Source organism: Pseudomonas sp. OTU750018 (assembly GCF_011636575.1).
Lineage (GTDB): Bacteria > Pseudomonadota > Gammaproteobacteria > Pseudomonadales > Pseudomonadaceae > Aquipseudomonas > Aquipseudomonas peli.
The window spans coordinates 938103-954641 of the sequence record NZ_JAAPAU010000002.1; the positions used below are offsets into that span (position 1 = coordinate 938103).

Below are 16539 nucleotides of genomic sequence, written 5' to 3' on the forward strand. Positions count from 1 at the left end.
GGCAGCCAAGCACTTGCTTGTTACACTGATGCGTCATTCGGAGTATGCAATGTTTTATCAGGCGCAAACGATAAGAATTCTCAGCCTATTGATGTTTTTTGGCCTTCTGTCAGGCCTTAGCGGATGCTCCTCTCCAGGCGATCTGAAGTCGCCCGAAGTACGCCTCGTTAAAGTCGACGTCGTCAAAGCCAAGCTGTTGGAGCAGCACTTCACGCTGCGCTTTCGCATCGATAACCCCAATAATTTCAGCCTGCCTGTCCGCGGGATGGACTATTTGGTGCATCTGAACCAGGTCAAACTGGCTGAAGGCGAATCGAGCGTTTCATTTACTGTTCCGGCCCATGGCCACCACAACTTTTCCATACCGGTACGCACCAACCTTTGGCGCCACCTGCGACAGATCGTCAAGGCCCTGGATAAACCGGACCAGCCCATCCCTTACCGCCTTCAAGGTGCAGTAAAAACCGGCTGGCTTTTCGGACAGAGCGTGCACATGTCGCGCAATGGCGAGATAATTCCCGGCGATTACATTCCGGAGTAACTCGCATGACCCAGCAAGAACACGTCCACGGCCCTGACTGCAACCACGACCACGATCATGCACACAGCCATGATCACGGCCACGTGCATGGCCCGCACTGCAACCACGGCCACCAGGAACCTGCGCGCAACGCCCTGAAAGACGTTGGCCGCAACGACCCATGCCCATGCGGCAGCGAAAAGAAATTCAAGAAATGCCACGGCGCATAAGCCTGTGATGAACAACCTCACCCTGCTTGTCCTGCTTGGCAGTGCTGTATTGATTGCCGCGCTCGCGCTCTACGCCCTGCATCTGTGGCGGCGTGTCTGGGCCCAGGAAAAAATCCAGGCTCAATCACTCAATACACAGCGCGAACGCATTGGTGGTGATCTGCGCATCCTTGCCAGCAGCTTACTTGAGGGTCAGCTTCCGCTGATTGAAGGCGCTATTCGGATCAAGGTATTGCTGGATAACTACGACAGCAGCCTCAGTCAGGACCCGCGCTGTGAGGTTTTTCACTTGCTGTTTACCGCCACCGCCCAGGTGCCAACCCACGCCGACTGGAAAGCGCTTGAAAGAAGCGTACGCCGTCAGCATGAGCAACGTTTCAGTGAGCTTGAGTTGCAGCACAAGGCAGCCGCCCGCGCAGCCGCTCGCTGGCTACTAAAAGAGGCTTTACCGCCTTTTCGGCAAAGCGCCTGACTCACTCACCATGCGCCTTGTCAGGTGCATGGCGGCTGGCTAACTTAGTAACTCCTCACCTGCGCGCTTACGCTTCTGGAAAGCGCACACTCCAACCGACCGTTTTCCATCCGCAAGGAGCCTGCTGCATGCTAGCGCGCGCGTTACGCCCCATGGCCCATCTAAGCCTCGCCGCCTTACTGACGGCCGTCGTCGCGCTTACGGGCTGTCAGTCATTTCTGAACAGCCGCTACAGCGACAGCGTGCACCCTGATCAGGGCATCGTGAGGGTCAAGGGCCTGGCGCAAAGCGTGGTGATTCGCCGCAATCCGCTGGGTATGCCACTAATCGAAACCACCACCTTCCATGACGCGTTGTTCGCCCTGGGCTACGTGCACGCTAGCGATCGGCTTAGTCAAATGGTAGGCCTACGGCTGATGGCTGAGGGCCGGCTTGCCGAAATGGCCGGCCCCGGTGTGCTGGAAATGGACCGTTTCATGCGCGCGGTTAACCTGAAAAAAAGCGCTGAAGTGCTCTACAGCAACGCCTCGCCTCGGATTAAAAAATTCTTCGAAGTCTATGCCCGCGGGGTCAACGCCTACCTGTTCCGCTACCGCGACAAGCTGCCAATGGACCTGGCCGAGTCTGGCTACCGCCCGGCGTACTGGAAGGCTGAAGACTCGGTACTGGTGTTCTGCCTCCTGAATTTCGGCCTAGCGGTCAACCTGCAGGAAGAAATAGCCTCTTTGGTACTGGCGCAGAAGGTCGGGAGCGAGCAGCTTGCCTGGCTGCTGCCAACCTACCCCGATGAGCCGTTACCCCTAGAAGAAGCAGCCAAACTCAAAGGACTCGACCTTAACGGTCAACTGGCGGGCTTGAGTGATGTCAGCGCCGCTGTCAGCCAGTTTGCTGACGCTCATATGCTAGGCGTGGCTGCCTCCAATAATTGGGCCTTTGCCCCGCAACGTACGCGCAGCGGCAAAAGCCTGTTGGCCAACGATACCCACCTACCGCTATCGATGCCGTCCGTGTGGAATTTCGTACAAATTCGCTCACCCAAATATCAGGCAGCGGGCGTGTCGATTGCAGGCGTACCTGCGGTGGTCGCTGGCTTCAACGGCAAGCTGGGCTGGGGCATGACCATGGTCATGGGCGACAACCAGGATCTGTTTCTTGAGCAAGTCAAACAACAAGGTGGCCGTCTGCACTACCTGGCCGACGGCAAATGGCTACCGGCGCAGGAACGCCAGGAAACCTTCTTTATCAAAGGTGAGCGGCCGATTCGCGAAACCATTTTCGAAACCCGCCACGGCCCGCTGCTGAACTCGGTACTGGGCGAGCGTAAACACATGCTGCAGCCCATGCAGCTGACCAGTCGCTACGGTTTGGCCCTGAAAACTACGCAGTTTGAAGCTGACAAGACCCTGGATGCCTTCTTCGACCTGTCGCGAGCGCAATCAGTCGAGCAAGCCTTCGAGGCCACCCGTGAAGTGCGTGCCATGCCATTGAACATTGTCTTCGCCGATGCGCAGCATATCGGCTGGCAAGTTACCGGGCGCTTCCCCAACCGCCGCTCAGGGCTGGGCCTGATGCCCTCCCCCGGCTGGGACAGCCAGTATGACTGGGACGGCTTCGCCGACCCGATGCTGCACCCCTACGATCAGGACCCGCCAGATGGCTGGCTAGGCACCGCCAACCACCGCACTGTACCGCGCGGTTATGGCATGCAGCTGTCCAACTCCTGGTTCTACCCGGAACGCGCCGAACGTATCGCCGCGCTGGCGGCAACGGGCAGGCATGACACCCAAAGCATGATTGCCATGCAATACGACCAGACCTCGCCCTTCGTTGCCAAACTGCAGAACATGTTCAGTGCACCAGGCATGGCTGAAGGCCTGAAAGCCGCCATTGATGCATTACCCGCCATCGAGCGCAGCAAGGCACGCGAAGCGCATGACCGACTGATGAAGTTTGACGGCAAAATGGCCGCAACATCCGCGGACGCCGCGCTCTACAGTGCATTCCTCCACCAAAGCGCGCGGGAGACCTTCCTCGACGAACTCGGCCCCGACAGCACACCTGCCTGGAAAGCCCTGGTCGATACCGCTAATAACTCCTACTCCGCTCAGGCCGATCATTTGCTCGGCCGCGAAGACAGCCCGTTCTGGAATGACACCCGCACGGCGCAGCGCGAAGATAAACCGACCATCTTGGCACGCAGCCTGGCCGGCGCCGTCACCCTGCTTGAAACCAAATTGGGCAGTGAGCGCAGCGCTTGGCAATGGGGCAAGCTACACACCTACAACTGGACCACCGAAACCAGCCAACTGGCGCAATACATGAGCTCCAGCCAACGCACCAGCATCAACGCCATCAAAAGCTACCTGGATCGCGGCCCCTACCCTGCGGGCGGTGACCACGGCACACTGAATGTGGCGGCTTACAACTGGGGCGAGAACTTCGATACCTGGCTCATTCCAGCTATGCGCATCGTCGTCGACTTCGGCCGCGAAGAGCCCTTAATTGGGCTCAACAGCTCCGGACAATCCGGCAACCCGGCCAGCAAGCATTACGCAGACGGCATCGACGCCTGGCTCAAGGGCAGCTACATGAGCTTCCCGTTCCAATCGCAGAATCTCGACAAGGTCTATGGCAATAAACGTTTACTGCTGATGCCTGCAAATTGAAGCTCACCAGCGGCCGACTACCGTTCGTCGGCCGCCACTGAACCAATTCTGCGGCATAGCACTCTGATCAAGTGGACTTACTCCATAGATCATCATCGTTTTAGGGCGCTTTTTAGCGCCCTTTCTTTTGCCCGCGATTCAGTGCAACGCCTGCGCAGCCCTCTCTCATACCGTTTTCGATCACGGCTGAGCATTTTTCTTCGACTGGCTCTAAGCCTTAAAGTTATGCAGCTCTAGCGTGCACTTCACAGCCGGTTCAACGTAAGCTTTGTCATTACGCTAACGCTTGATGCCCTACCGTCAGCATTTCTGCTGCGCGACCTGCATAAGCCACTTGTTCTGCTCCCAGTGAGGACTTTGAAATGAGCAACCGCCAAGCCGAAATCGCTGCTGAACTTGACGTTGTGCCGCCCTTTGCTGACTCCGCCGCACTGGTCACGCAAATCGACAAGCGCAAGGCGTTTATCAAGCAATGCCTGCGCAACTCGGGCCTCAAGGTGCTGGTATTGGGTATCAGCGGCGGCGTCGACTCGTTGACCGCTGGCCGCCTGGCACAGCTGTCTGTGGAAGAGCTTCGGGCTGAAACCGGTGATCAGGCCTATCGCTTTATCGCCGTACGCCTCCCTCACGGCACCCAGCACGATGAACAAGACGCCCAAGACTCACTGAAATTCATTCGCGCCGATGAAGAAGACACGGTGAATATCGCGGACAGCGTATCGGGACTCGGCGAGCAAGTCACTCATCTGCAGAAGCTCAGCGATCCCCGCCGCGACTTCGTTACCGGCAATATTAAGGCGCGCATTCGCATGGTTGCGCAGTTTGCCATTGCCAACGCCAACAACGGGCTGGTGATTGGCACTGACCACGCCGCTGAAGCGGTGATGGGCTTCTTTACCAAGTTCGGTGACGGAGCCTGCGACCTCGCGCCACTGTCGGGCCTGGTTAAAGGCCAGGTGCGCGCCATCGCCAAGCACCTAGGCGCACCGGAAAACCTAGTATTTAAAGTACCGACAGCTGATCTGGAAGAACTGCGTCCCGGCAAGCCGGACGAAGAAGCGCATGGCGTCACCTACAGCGAAATTGACGCTTTCCTGCACGGCCAGCCAGTTCGCGACGAGGCATACGCCATCATCGTGCGCACCTATGACGCCACTCGCCATAAGCGCGAACTGCCACTGGTTCCCTGAGTTTCCGATACACATGAAAAAGCCGGGCATTGCCCGGCTTTTTTCGTTCCATCAACCGCTTAGGCTCTAGGCAGGGTTACACCCAGCTGCCCTTGGTACTTACCGCCGCGATCCTTATAGGACACTTCGCAAGGCTCATCGGACTGCAGGAAAAGCATCTGTGCCACACCTTCGTTGGCATAGATCTTCGCTGGCAAAGTGGTGGTGTTGGAGAATTCCAAGGTCACATGACCTTCCCACTCTGGCTCCAGCGGAGTGACGTTGACGATGATGCCGCAGCGCGCATACGTGCTCTTGCCCAGACAGATGGTCAGTACATCACGCGGAATACGGAAGAATTCAACGGTGCGAGCCAATGCGAACGAGTTAGGCGGAATGATGCAAACATCGCTTTTCACATCGACAAAACTCTTTTCGTCGAAGTTCTTCGGGTCGACAGTTGCCGAGTTGATGTTGGTAAACACCTTGAACTCATCGGCGCAGCGTACATCGTAGCCGTAGCTGGAAACGCCATAGGAAATCAGCGGCTGGGCACCTTCAGCGCGCACTTGGCGCTCAACAAAGGGCTCAATCATGCCGTGCTCTAGCGCCATGCGGCGAATCCACTTATCCGATTTGATGCTCATGGCGGCTGTCCTGCTGTAGCGAAGGGTGAAAAGTGCACGCATCTTACCGGGGCCGGCGGCAGGGTTCAAAGGCTCTTGAGCAAGCACGGGACGTAAAACGGTAAACCGTCTATCTGTCGCCAAATAACAGAAAGATGCACAGAGCATTCGCGCTTAGCGTTAAAAGCGAGTATGGTTGGCCCACTGTGCTGCATGTGTCACCGCGAATCGCTACTTGATGCCTAGATTTCGATCCAAACATCGTCCGACTCCTAGTACTCGTTGCACTCAGTCCCGGCCTGGGCTTTTCCAGGGCTGTTAATAAATTTGTTAGGAGACATAACATGTCGAATCGTCAGAATGGCACCGTCAAGTGGTTCAACGATGAAAAAGGCTACGGCTTCATCACCCCACAGTCCGGTGACGACCTCTTCGTACACTTCAAAGCTATCCAGAGCGATGGCTTCAAGAGCCTGAAAGAAGGCCAGCAAGTGACTTTCGTTGCCACCCGTGGTCAGAAAGGCATGCAAGCTGAGGAAGTTCAGGTTGTATAACCTGCACTAACCCGCTTGAGAAAAAGCCCCGCCTAGTGCGGGGCTTTTTTATGGGCGCTTGTTTATCTGTGAGCAGCATGTGGCGCACCTGCGTGCGCCACACCCGATTTAGTCTTCACTGATCACGATGGTTGGCATTACCTGTTGCACACCACCCTGAGCAATGCGCGCACCGACGTTGCGTGCGGTTTCCTGGTAGATCATCGCGATCTGGCTTTCCGGATCGGCGATGGTAGCTGGCTTACCGCCATCGGATTGCATGCGAATGGCCATCGACAGCGGCAGCGAGGCCAGCAGATCGACACCGAACTGCGCCGCCAGTTTCTCGCCGCCGCCTTCGCCAAACAGATGCTCGGCATGCCCGCAGTTCGAGCAGATATGCACGGCCATGTTTTCCACCACGCCGAGCACAGGGATATTCACTTTACGGAACATCTCCACGCCCTTCTTGGCATCCAGCAGCGCCAGATCCTGCGGAGTGGTTACAATCACCGCACCGGCCACCGGCACCTTCTGCGCCAAAGTCAGCTGGATATCGCCGGTACCTGGCGGCATATCGACCACCAGGTAATCCAGGTCATCCCATGCGGTCTGGGTGATCAACTGCAGCAGCGCGCCAGACACCATTGGCCCACGCCATACCACCGGAGTATTTTCGTCGGTGAGAAAAGCCATGGACATCACTTCCACGCCATGCGCCTTGAGCGGCACAAACCACTTCTGATCCTTCACCTGCGGCCGCGTACCTTCCGGGATACCGAACATGATGCCCTGACTCGGCCCATAGATATCCGCATCGAGGATGCCGACCTTGGCACCTTCACGAGCCAGTGCCAGCGCCAGATTGGCTGCGGTGGTAGATTTGCCCACACCGCCCTTACCGGACGCCACGGCAATCACATTCTTCACATTGGCCAGCGCCGGCACTTGATCCTGCGCCTTGTGCGCCTCGATCACGCAGTCGACCTGCACCTGCGCACGCTCGACGCCGTCGAGGCTTTCCAAGGCCATCTGCAGCATCTGCGCCCAGCCGCTCTTGAACAGCCCTGCGGCATAACCCAACACCAGACGCACCTTGACCTGCCCGCCCTGAATATCCACCTCACGCAGGCAACCGGCGCTGACCGGGTCCTGATTCAGGTGCGGGTCGGTGTATTGGGACAAGGCGGCTTCGACCGCTGCGCGGGTAACGACACTCATGGAAGGCTCCGAAAGGCTGAGTAAAGCAGGTGGGCATCTTACCCCAGGCCAACCGCATCGGGTCACACCGGCAGGCATTGCCTGCGCAAGGATGAAAAATATCCGCCGCACCTATATAGTTGCCGGCTTCCCTGAGTTACCAGTGCAGCCGATCCCATGAGCCAAGCCCGCAAAATTCTCGTTACCAGCGCCCTGCCTTACGCCAACGGTTCGATCCACCTTGGCCATATGCTCGAGTACATCCAGACCGACATGTGGGTGCGTTTCCAGAAGCTGCGCGGCAACCAGGCCATCTACGTCTGTGCGGACGATGCGCACGGCTCAGCCATCATGCTGCGCGCCGAAAAAGAAGGCATCACCCCCGAGCAACTGATCGCCAACGTGCAGGCCGAACACACCGCCGACTTTGCCGATTTTGGCGTGGCGTTCGACAACTATCATTCAACTCACTCGGACGAAAACCGCGAGCTGGCCTCTTCGATTTACCTCGCGCTGCGCGACAAAGGCCATATCGCCACCCGTTCGGTGACCCAGTATTTCGACCCTGAAAAGGGCATGTTCCTCGCCGACCGCTTTATCAAAGGCACCTGCCCCAAGTGCGCGGCCGAAGATCAATACGGCGACAACTGCGAAAAGTGTGGCGCGACCTACGAGCCAACCGAGCTGAAGAATCCGCGTTCGGCCATCTCCGGCGCCGTACCTGAACTACGCGACTCCAAGCACTTCTTCTTCAAGCTGCCGGACTTCGAGGCCATGCTCAAGCAATGGACTCGCAGCGGCGCTCTGCAAGATGCCGTGGCCAACAAAATTGCCGAATGGCTAGATTCCGGCCTGCAGGAATGGGACATCAGCCGCGACGCGCCTTACTTTGGCTTTGAAATCCCCGACGAGCCGGGCAAGTACTTCTATGTCTGGCTGGACGCGCCGATCGGCTACATGGCCAGTTTCAAGAACCTCTGCGCCAAGCGCCCGGAGCTCGACTTCGATACGTTCTGGGGCAAAGACTCTACCGCCGAGCTGTACCACTTTATCGGCAAAGACATCGTCAACTTCCACACCCTGTTCTGGCCAGCCATGCTCGAAGGCGCGGGCTACCGCAAACCTACCGCCGTGGCCGTACACGGTTACCTGACCGTCAACGGGCAGAAGATGTCGAAGTCGCGCGGCACCTTTATCAAGGCGCGCACCTACCTTGATCACCTGAACCCCGAGTACCTGCGCTACTACTACGCAGCCAAGCTGGGTCGTGGCGTGGATGACCTCGACCTGAACCTGGAAGACTTCGTACAGAAGGTCAACTCGGACCTGGTCGGCAAGGTGGTGAATATCGCCAGCCGTTGCGCCGGCTTTATCCACAAAGGCAACAACGGCCTGCTGGTGGCTGGCAATGCCGCACCCGAGCTGACTGAAGCCTTCCAGGCCGCCGCACCGAGCATTGCCGAAGCCTACGAGGCCCGCGATTTCGCCCGTGCCATGCGCGAGATCATGGCCCTGGCCGACCGCGCCAACGCCTGGATCGCCGACAAAGCGCCCTGGTCCCTGGCCAAACAGGACGGCAAGCAGGACGAAGTGCAGGCCATCTGCGCCTTGGGCGTAAACCTGTTCCGCCAGTTGGTGATCTTCCTGAAACCAGTCCTACCGCAGTTGGCCAGCGACGCCGAGGCCTTCCTCAATGTCGCGCCGTTGACCTGGGACGATCACCAGACGCTGCTGGCCGACCACCAACTGAACCCGTTCAGCGCTCTGCTGACCCGTATCGAGCCTGCGAAAATCGACGCCATGATCGAAGCCTCCAAAGAAGACCTAGCCGCCAGCGAAGCCGCTCCAGCACCCACTGGCAATGGCGAGCTGACGAAAGACCCATTGGCCGCCGAAATCGCCTTCGACGCCTTTGCTGCGGTCGACTTGCGCATCGCCCTGATCGAGAAGTGCGAGTTCGTTGAAGGTGCCGACAAGCTGCTGCGCCTGACCCTGGATATCGGTGACGCCAAGCGCAACGTGTTCAGCGGCATCAAGAGCGCCTACCCGGACCCGAGCAAACTGGAAGGCCGCCTGACCCTGTACGTGGCCAACCTGGCCGCGCGTAAGATGAAGTTCGGCATCAGCGAAGGCATGGTCCTGGCGGCCGGCCCTGGCGGCGAGGAAATCTACCTGCTCAGTCCGGACAGCGGTGCCAAACCAGGCCAACGGGTCAAATAAACCTGCGACCCAATAGCGCAGCCACTCTGATCAGGCTGCGCTAGCCTTATGGCAGCACCTCAGGAAGGCTGATCCGGCTTGTATGGCAGGATCGGCTTACCGATAATAGCCACCACTTTCCTGCGGCCTTTGCCCGTCCATCAATGGAACCCGCAATGACCGAACTCGCCTTGATCATGGTCAGCGCCATCCTGGTCAACAACTTCGTGTTGGTCCAGTTCCTTGGCCTGTGTCCCTTTATGGGCGTCTCGAAGAAAATCGAGACGGCTATTGGCCTGTCGCTGGCCACCACCTTCGTGCTGACCCTGGCCGCCATGTGCAGCTACCTGGTGCAGCAGTACGTGTTGAAGCCGCTGGATATCGAATACCTGCGCACCATCAGCTTTATTCTGGTGATTGCCGTGGTGGTGCAGTTCACCGAAATGGTAGTGAACAAGACCAGCCCGCTGCTGTACCGCGTACTGGGCATCTTCCTGCCCCTGATCACCACCAACTGCATCGTCCTCGGTGTGGCCCTGCTCAACGCCAACAAGGCCGAGTTCACCTTTATCACCGCCACCGCTAACGGCTTTGCCGCCGGCCTCGGCTTCTCCCTGGTGCTGGTATTGTTCGCCGCCATGCGTGAGCGCATCGCCATCGCCGATGTGCCGAAATCCTTTCAGGGCGCGGCCATCGGCATGATCACCGCCGGGCTTATGTCCCTTGCGTTTATGGGCTTTACCGGGCTGATCAAGCTATGAGCCTGGTGCTGATCGCCGTTCTCGCCCTGCTCGCCCTGTGCCTGGTGGCCGGCGCCATCCTCGGTTTCGCCGCAGTGCGCTTCAAGGTAGAAGGCAACCCGATTGCCGAACAGATCAATGCCCTGCTGCCGCAAACCCAGTGCGGTCAATGCGGCTACCCCGGTTGCAAGCCCTACGCCGAGGCGATTGCCGGCGGCGACAAGATCAACAAATGCCCACCCGGCGGCGAAGCGACCATCCAGGCGTTGGCGGATCTGCTCGACGTTGAAGCCGAGCCGCTGGACGCCGTAGAAGGCGAAAAGCCGCAAATGGTCGCCTATATCCGCGAAGCTGAGTGCATTGGCTGCACCAAATGCATCCAGGCATGCCCGGTGGACGCCATCGTCGGCGCGGCCAAGCAAATGCATACGGTGATCGTCAGCGAGTGCACCGGCTGCGACCTGTGCGTCGAACCCTGCCCGGTGGACTGCATCGACATGCTGGAAGTCGGCAGCACCGTACAAAGCTGGAAATGGGAAAAGCCCCTGCTACCCGGCCAACTGATTGCCAGCGACCGGGAGCAAGCGGCATGAGCGCATTGCACAAGGCAGAAGCACTGATCTGGGATATTCCCGGCGGCATTCATCCGGCCGAGCGCAAGGAGCTGTCCAACCGCACGCCGATCCAGTCGGCGCCGCTGCCCAAGCGCCTGACGCTGCCGCTCAACCAGCATATCGGCGCGCCCGCAGAACCTGTGGTCGCCGTGGGTGAGCGCGTGCTGAAAGGCCAGCTGATCGCCGCCGCCAATGGTTTTGTCAGCGTGCCTGTGCATGCGCCGACCTCTGGCACCGTGAGTTTTATCGGCCCGCAGCCTTACCCGCATGTCTCGGGCATGCTCGCTCCAGCCATCGTCATCGACAGCGATGGGCTGGATGAGTGGATCGAACTGACGCCCTGCGCAGACTATCGCCACCTGGAAAACAGCGCCCTGCTGGAGCTGATTCGCCAGGCAGGGATCAGCGGTCTTGGCGGCGCGGGCTTCCCCACCGCAGTGAAACTCAACGCGCGGCCGACGCAAAAGATTCACACGCTGATCATCAACGGCACCGAGTGCGAGCCCTATATCAGCGCCGACGATCTGCTCATGCGCGAACGCGCCAACGAGATGATCAGCGGCATCGACATTCTGGTACAGCTGATCCAGCCGGATCAGGTGCTGATCGGCATCGAAGACAATAAGCCCGAAGCCATCGCCGCCGTGCGTAACGCGCTGAACGAGCGCAGCTATCAGCTCAAGGTATTCCCCACCAAGTACCCCTCCGGTGGCGAAAAACAGCTGATCCAGATTCTCACCGGCGTGGAAGTGCCCAGCGGTGGCCTGCCGGCGGATATCGGCATGCTCTGCCAGAACGTCGGCACCTGCGTAGCCATCCATGACGCGGTGATGCACGGCAAACCGCTGATCTCGCGCATTACCACCCTGACCGGTGAGGCCCTGGCCCGACCGATGAACGTCGAGGTATTGCTCGGCACGTCGGCGGGTGAATTGCTGGAGTTTGCTGGCCTCGATCGCGGCAAGCTGAACCGCCTGATCATGGGCGGGCCGATGATGGGCTTTACCCTGCCCGACTTCGCCGTACCCGTGATCAAGACCACCAACTGCCTGCTGGCCTCGACCACAGCCGAGCTGCCGCCACCACCGCCAGCCATGCCGTGCATTCGTTGCGGTGAGTGTGCCGAAGCCTGCCCGGCCAGCCTGTTGCCGCAGCAACTGCACTTCTTCGCCATTGGCCAGGAGCATGAGCAGCTCAAGGCACATAACCTGTTCGACTGCATCGAGTGCGGCGCCTGCGCATATGTCTGCCCGTCGAGCATTCCCCTGGTGCAGTACTACCGCGCGGCCAAGGGTGAGATTCGCGACCTGGAGCAGAAACAACTCAAGGCCGAGCAGTCGAAGCAGCGCTTCGAGCTGCGTCAGGAACGCCTGCGCCGCGCTGAAGAACAGAAAGAAGCCGAACGCCAGGCCCGCGCAGCTAAAGCAGCCCAAGCCAAGGCAGCTCAGGCCCAAGCCACACCCGCTGCAGCCAGCAGCGATGTAGCAGCGGCCAAACCGACCGGTCTAAGTGACGAGCAAAAGAAACTCAAGATCGAAGCCAGCATGGCCCAGGTAGCCCTGAAAAAGGCCGAAAAGCAGCTGGCAACCCACGCCAGCCCCGAGCTACAGGCCCAGGTCGACGAGCTGCGCAGCGCAGCGGCCATCGCCCAGCAAGCGCTCGACATGGCCATGGCCGCCAACCCACCTGCCATGGCGGCGGCCACCCCAGTTGCCGACGATGGTGCAGTGAAAAAAGCCAAGATCGACGCCGCCATGCTCCGCGCCCAAGTTCGCAAACTGGAGAAGCTTGAAGCACCCAGCGATGAGCAGCAAAGCGAACTGCAACAACTGCGCAGCCAGCTGGAAGCCGCAGAAAAACTGCTGGCCAGCCTGGAAGCTCAGGCGCCAGCACCAATCGCCAAACCGGCTGCCGACGACGGCGTATTGAAAAAGGCCAAAATCGACGCTGCCATGCTACGCGCGCAAGTACGCAAGCTGGAGAAGCTCGAAGCACCCAACGACGAGCAGCAAAGCGAATTGCAGCAGCTGCGCAGCCAGCTGGAAGCCGCCGAAAAACTGCTGGCCAGCCTGGAGGCCCAGGCACCGACCGCCCCCGCAAAAGCGCCCGATGCAGAAGCCTCCGATCCGCTGAAAAAAGCCAAGGTCGAACTGGCGATGAAACGCGCCGAACTGAAAAAGGCCGAAAAAGCCGGCAGCGATGAGGTCACGCTTGGCAGCCTGCGCGAAGCATTAGTGGCCGCCGAGCAGGCGCTACACCAGGCCGAGGACGCCTCCGGCAAGCCGGCACCTGAGCTGGTGCGCACCGACAAAAAACCGATTGATGAAACCACTCGTGCGTTGAAGACCGAAGTAGCCTTTGCCCGTGCGGATCTGCGCAAGCTTGAACGTGACGCCAACAGCCCAGCAGACGCCCTGACGGCTGCATGTCAACGCCTGGCCGATGCCGAACGCCAATTACAGGAGCACGCAGGCAGCTGATAACAGCCCTGCGTAGCCAACTCAACAACCGGAGTGCCAATGGCCCTGCCCCGCATCACATCGCCCCACGCCAAGGGCAGCAATCACACCCAGCAAGTGATGCTGCAGGTGCTGCTGGCTACGGTGCCGGGGATTCTCGCCCTGACCTGGCTGTTCGGTGCCGGCACGTTGATCAACCTGCTGTGGGCCAGCGCCTGCGCACTGGGTTTTGAAGCGGCTATCCTGGCCCTGCGTAAACGCCCGGTGCTGTTCTTCCTCAAGGACTACAGCGTACTGGTGACCGCTGTACTGCTGGCCCTGGCGCTGCCGCCCTATTCGCCCTGGTGGCTGACCTTGGTGGCGACCGGGTTTGCCGTGGTGTTCGGCAAGCAGCTGTATGGCGGCCTCGGGCAGAACCCCTTCAACCCGGCCATGCTCGGTTATGTGGTGGTGCTGATTTCTTTCCCGGTGGAAATGACCAGCTGGCCAGCGCCGCATACGGTCGGCCTGCTTGAAGGGCTGCAACAGATTCTCGGCATCGCCAACCTGCCTGACGGCTGGGCCCAGGCCACTGCGCTGGATGCACTGAAGGTCAATAAAAGCCTGACCATTGACGAGCTGTGGGCGCAGAACCCCGCGTTCGGCTACCTCGGCGGAGCCGCCACGGAAGCGGTCAATCTGGCCTTCCTCGCCGGCGGCCTGTACCTGCTGCACAAGCGTCTGTTCACCTGGCATGCGCCAGTGGGCATGCTCGCGGGCTTGGCCGTGGTGAGCCTGCTGTTCTGGAACGGCTCGGGCTCGGACTCTAACGGCTCGCCGCTGTTTCATCTGCTGACGGGCGCGACCATGCTCGGCGCCTTCTTTATCGTCACCGATCCGGTCAGCGGCGCCACCAGCAACCTCGGCCGGCTGATTTTCGGCATAGGCGTTGGCGTGTTGGTCTATGTGATCCGCGCCTGGGGCGGTTACCCGGACGGCGTCGCCTTCGCCGTGCTGCTGATGAACCTGGCCGCCCCGACCATCGACTATTACACGCGGCCGCGCACCTACGGCCACCGCAAGCCGACTCGCGGCTTCAAGTTGGGAGAGTAACCGTGGCCCTGCCTGAAATTAGCCGCTCGATGCTGAAGAACGCCCTGGTGCTCGGGCTGTTTGCCATCGCCACCGTGGGCCTGGTGGCCGTGCTGCAACAAGCCACTGCCGGGCGCATCGCCAACGCCGAGCGCGAAGCTCAGGTGCGCGCTCTGAGCGAAATCCTGCCCCAGGGCAGCTACGACAACCACCTGCTGGACAACAGCATCCAGCTGCACGACCCGCTGCTCGGCAGTAAATCGCCGCAGACCGCCTATATCGCCCTGAAAGACGGCAAACCCAGCGCGGTGATCCTGCGTGCCACCGCGCCGGACGGCTACAGCGGCGCGATCCATTTGCTGATCGGTATCCAGGCAGATGGTCGCCTGGCCGGTGTGCGCGTCCTCGGCCATCGGGAAACCCCAGGCCTGGGTGACAAGATCGAGCTGGCCAAGAGCGCCTGGATTCGCAGCTTCGACGGTAAGTCACTGAGCAATCCCGGCGAGGATGGCTGGGCGGTGAAGAAAGATCGCGGCGAGTTTGACCAGTTTGCCGGTGCCACCATCACCCCGCGCGCGGTGGTCAAGGCCGTGCATAAAGCCCTGCAGTATTTCGATGCCAATCAAGAGCAGCTGTTCGCAGCCCAGGTGAAGTCCAATGGCTAGTCCCAGCTACCGCGAAATCACTCTTAACGGCCTGTGGAAGAACAACCCGGCGCTGGTGCAGCTGCTAGGCCTCTGCCCGCTGCTCGGGGTAAGCAACTCGGCGGTCAACGCCCTCGGCCTGGCGCTGGCCAGTGCCGTGGTGCTGGTGTGCTCCAACACCGCCGTATCGCTGGTGCGCGGCGTAGTCAACACGGCGGTGCGGCTGCCGGCCTTTGTGATGATCATCGCCGCCCTGACTACCTGCATCGAACTGCTGATGCAGGCCTTTACCTACGAGCTGTACCAGATTCTCGGCATCTTTATTCCGCTGATTACAACCAACTGCGTAATCCTCGGCCGCGCCGATGGCTTCGCAGCGAAGAACGACCCGGCCCGCGCCGCCTATGACGGCTTGATGATGGGCCTGGGTTTTGGCATGGTACTGGTGATGATAGGCGCGCTGCGCGAGCTGTTCGGTACCGGCGCGGTGTTCGCCAATATGCACCTGCTGTTCGGGCCTATCGCCGCCAACTGGCAGCTGACACTGATCCCCGAATACAAGGGCTTCCTACTGGCCATCCTGCCGCCAGGCGCCTTTATCGTGCTGGGCCTGCTGATCGCCTGCAAAAACCGCGTGGACGAAGTGCTGGCCGAGCGAGCCAAGGCACAACAGGTTGATGCTCCAGTGCAGAGCCGCCGTGTGCGGGTGACCGGAGTGATCGAGTGAACGCCGCCAAGCGCTACGAGATCTTCCGCCGCCTGCACGAAGACAACCCCGAACCGAAGACCGAGCTGGCCTACAGTTCGCCGTTCGAGCTGCTAGTAGCGGTCACCCTGTCCGCCCAGGCCACCGACGTCAGCGTCAACAAGGCCACCGCCAAGCTATTCCCGGTCGCCAATACCCCGGAGGCGATCTACGCCCTGGGCGTCGAGGGGCTGAGCGAATACATCAAGACCATCGGCCTGTACAACAGCAAGGCCAAGAACGTCATCGAAGCCTGCCGTATCCTGATCGAGAAGCACGGCAGTCAGGTGCCGGACAACCGCGAAGACCTCGAAGCCCTGCCCGGGGTCGGGCGCAAGACCGCAAACGTGGTGCTCAATACGGCCTTCCGCCAGCTTGCCATGGCGGTGGACACGCATATTTTCCGCGTCAGTAACCGCACCGGCATCGCCCCCGGCAAGAATGTCGTGGAAGTGGAAAACAAGCTGATGAAGTTTGTGCCCAAGGAATTTCTCCTCGACTCACACCACTGGCTGATCCTCCATGGCCGCTATGTGTGTCAAGCGCGCAAGCCGCGCTGCGGCAGCTGCCGCATCGAAGACCTGTGCGAATACAAACATAAAACCTCCGACGATTGAGCCACTATTTAGTCGCTCAATAAGCTCATTGAAA

Annotated in this window: 16 protein-coding genes; 14 read left to right on the forward strand and 2 right to left on the reverse strand. The window is 59.9% G+C overall.

Annotation, left to right across the window (positions count from 1 at the left end):
- Nucleotides 1–49 precede the first annotated feature (49 nt).
- From HCI85_RS13310 to nadE, 5 genes are all read left to right on the forward strand, one after another.
- Nucleotides 50–541: an LEA type 2 family protein gene (locus HCI85_RS13310; protein WP_090252400.1), complete on the forward strand. Its 492-nt coding sequence runs from the start codon at nt 50–52 to the stop codon at nt 539–541.
- A 5-nt stretch (nt 542–546) separates the two neighbouring features.
- Nucleotides 547–750: an SEC-C metal-binding domain-containing protein gene (locus HCI85_RS13315; protein WP_160087773.1), complete on the forward strand. Its 204-nt coding sequence runs from the start codon at nt 547–549 to the stop codon at nt 748–750.
- Nucleotides 751–757: 7 nt separating this feature from the next.
- Nucleotides 758–1222, forward strand: coding sequence for a DUF2489 domain-containing protein (locus HCI85_RS13320; protein WP_167145140.1), 465 nt, complete (start codon nt 758–760; stop codon nt 1220–1222).
- A 152-nt stretch (nt 1223–1374) separates the two neighbouring features.
- Entirely contained in the window at nt 1375–3888 is a 2514-nt protein-coding gene (locus HCI85_RS13325) for a penicillin acylase family protein (RefSeq protein WP_446730793.1), read from the forward strand.
- A 362-nt stretch (nt 3889–4250) separates the two neighbouring features.
- Nucleotides 4251–5078, forward strand: a complete 828-nt coding sequence (nadE, locus tag HCI85_RS13330; protein ID WP_167145144.1) for an ammonia-dependent NAD(+) synthetase — start codon at nt 4251–4253, stop codon at nt 5076–5078.
- Between the two features lie 59 nt (nt 5079–5137).
- Here the strand turns inward: nadE and dcd are convergent, their stop codons facing one another.
- Nucleotides 5138–5704: a dCTP deaminase gene (dcd, locus tag HCI85_RS13335; protein WP_090252387.1), complete on the reverse strand. Its 567-nt coding sequence runs from the start codon at nt 5702–5704 to the stop codon at nt 5138–5140.
- Between the two features lie 323 nt (nt 5705–6027).
- Here dcd and HCI85_RS13340 point away from each other — a divergent pair, with 323 nt between their 5' ends.
- On the forward strand, nt 6028–6237 hold the full coding sequence (locus HCI85_RS13340; protein ID WP_090498617.1) for a cold-shock protein: 210 nt from the start codon (nt 6028–6030) through the stop codon (nt 6235–6237).
- A 108-nt stretch (nt 6238–6345) separates the two neighbouring features.
- On the opposite strand, the gene apbC is transcribed toward HCI85_RS13340, so the two are convergent.
- Entirely contained in the window at nt 6346–7437 is a 1092-nt protein-coding gene (gene apbC, locus HCI85_RS13345) for an iron-sulfur cluster carrier protein ApbC (protein WP_167145146.1), read from the reverse strand.
- Between the two features lie 156 nt (nt 7438–7593).
- Between apbC and metG the strand changes: the two genes are divergently transcribed.
- The 8 genes from metG (at nt 7594) to nth (ending at nt 16505) form a co-directional block, all read left to right on the forward strand.
- Nucleotides 7594–9636 carry a methionine--tRNA ligase gene (gene metG / locus HCI85_RS13350; protein ID WP_167145149.1) on the forward strand — a complete coding sequence of 681 codons (2043 nt, stop codon included), beginning with the start codon at nt 7594–7596 and terminating at the stop codon, nt 9634–9636.
- Between the two features lie 155 nt (nt 9637–9791).
- Nucleotides 9792–10376, forward strand: a complete 585-nt coding sequence (gene rsxA, locus HCI85_RS13355) for an electron transport complex subunit RsxA (protein ID WP_090252381.1) — start codon at nt 9792–9794, stop codon at nt 10374–10376.
- Nucleotides 10373–10948 carry an electron transport complex subunit RsxB gene (rsxB, locus tag HCI85_RS13360; RefSeq protein WP_167145151.1) on the forward strand — a complete coding sequence of 192 codons (576 nt, stop codon included), beginning with the start codon at nt 10373–10375 and terminating at the stop codon, nt 10946–10948. Before rsxA ends, rsxB begins: the two co-directional genes overlap by 4 nt.
- Entirely contained in the window at nt 10945–13449 is a 2505-nt protein-coding gene (gene rsxC, locus HCI85_RS13365; protein ID WP_167145153.1) for an electron transport complex subunit RsxC, read from the forward strand. The genes rsxB and rsxC overlap by 4 nt, the downstream gene beginning before the upstream one ends.
- 39 nt (nt 13450–13488) lie before the next feature.
- A complete protein-coding gene (locus HCI85_RS13370) occupies nt 13489–14520 on the forward strand; it encodes an RnfABCDGE type electron transport complex subunit D (protein WP_167145155.1) in 1032 nt (343 codons plus the stop codon).
- A gap of 29 nt (nt 14521–14549) precedes the next feature.
- Nucleotides 14550–15164: an electron transport complex subunit RsxG gene (rsxG, locus tag HCI85_RS13375; protein ID WP_176600645.1), complete on the forward strand. Its 615-nt coding sequence runs from the start codon at nt 14550–14552 to the stop codon at nt 15162–15164.
- Nucleotides 15157–15870: an electron transport complex subunit E gene (locus HCI85_RS13380; RefSeq protein WP_167145158.1), complete on the forward strand. Its 714-nt coding sequence runs from the start codon at nt 15157–15159 to the stop codon at nt 15868–15870. Before rsxG ends, HCI85_RS13380 begins: the two co-directional genes overlap by 8 nt.
- Complete coding sequence (nth, locus tag HCI85_RS13385; protein ID WP_167145160.1) at nt 15867–16505, forward strand: endonuclease III; 639 nt, start codon at nt 15867–15869, stop codon at nt 16503–16505. The genes HCI85_RS13380 and nth overlap by 4 nt, the downstream gene beginning before the upstream one ends.
- Nucleotides 16506–16539: the final 34 nt, after the last annotated feature.

Excerpts from the sequence above, each read along its gene's own strand:
- HCI85_RS13310 (WP_090252400.1), top strand. The coding sequence starts at position 50 with ATGTTTTATCAGGCGCAAACGATAAGAATTCTCAGCCTATTGATGTTT.
- HCI85_RS13315 (WP_160087773.1), top strand. The coding sequence starts at position 547 with ATGACCCAGCAAGAACACGTCCACGGCCCTGACTGCAACCACGACCAC.
- HCI85_RS13320 (WP_167145140.1), top strand. The coding sequence starts at position 758 with ATGAACAACCTCACCCTGCTTGTCCTGCTTGGCAGTGCTGTATTGATT.
- HCI85_RS13325 (WP_446730793.1), top strand. The coding sequence starts at position 1,375 with ATGGCCCATCTAAGCCTCGCCGCCTTACTGACGGCCGTCGTCGCGCTT.
- nadE (WP_167145144.1), top strand. The coding sequence starts at position 4,251 with ATGAGCAACCGCCAAGCCGAAATCGCTGCTGAACTTGACGTTGTGCCG.
- dcd (WP_090252387.1), bottom strand. The coding sequence starts at position 5,704 with ATGAGCATCAAATCGGATAAGTGGATTCGCCGCATGGCGCTAGAGCAC.
- HCI85_RS13340 (WP_090498617.1), top strand. The coding sequence starts at position 6,028 with ATGTCGAATCGTCAGAATGGCACCGTCAAGTGGTTCAACGATGAAAAA.
- apbC (WP_167145146.1), bottom strand. The coding sequence starts at position 7,437 with ATGAGTGTCGTTACCCGCGCAGCGGTCGAAGCCGCCTTGTCCCAATAC.
- metG (WP_167145149.1), top strand. The coding sequence starts at position 7,594 with ATGAGCCAAGCCCGCAAAATTCTCGTTACCAGCGCCCTGCCTTACGCC.
- rsxA (WP_090252381.1), top strand. The coding sequence starts at position 9,792 with ATGACCGAACTCGCCTTGATCATGGTCAGCGCCATCCTGGTCAACAAC.
- rsxB (WP_167145151.1), top strand. The coding sequence starts at position 10,373 with ATGAGCCTGGTGCTGATCGCCGTTCTCGCCCTGCTCGCCCTGTGCCTG.
- rsxC (WP_167145153.1), top strand. The coding sequence starts at position 10,945 with ATGAGCGCATTGCACAAGGCAGAAGCACTGATCTGGGATATTCCCGGC.
- HCI85_RS13370 (WP_167145155.1), top strand. The coding sequence starts at position 13,489 with ATGGCCCTGCCCCGCATCACATCGCCCCACGCCAAGGGCAGCAATCAC.
- rsxG (WP_176600645.1), top strand. The coding sequence starts at position 14,550 with ATGCTGAAGAACGCCCTGGTGCTCGGGCTGTTTGCCATCGCCACCGTG.
- HCI85_RS13380 (WP_167145158.1), top strand. The coding sequence starts at position 15,157 with ATGGCTAGTCCCAGCTACCGCGAAATCACTCTTAACGGCCTGTGGAAG.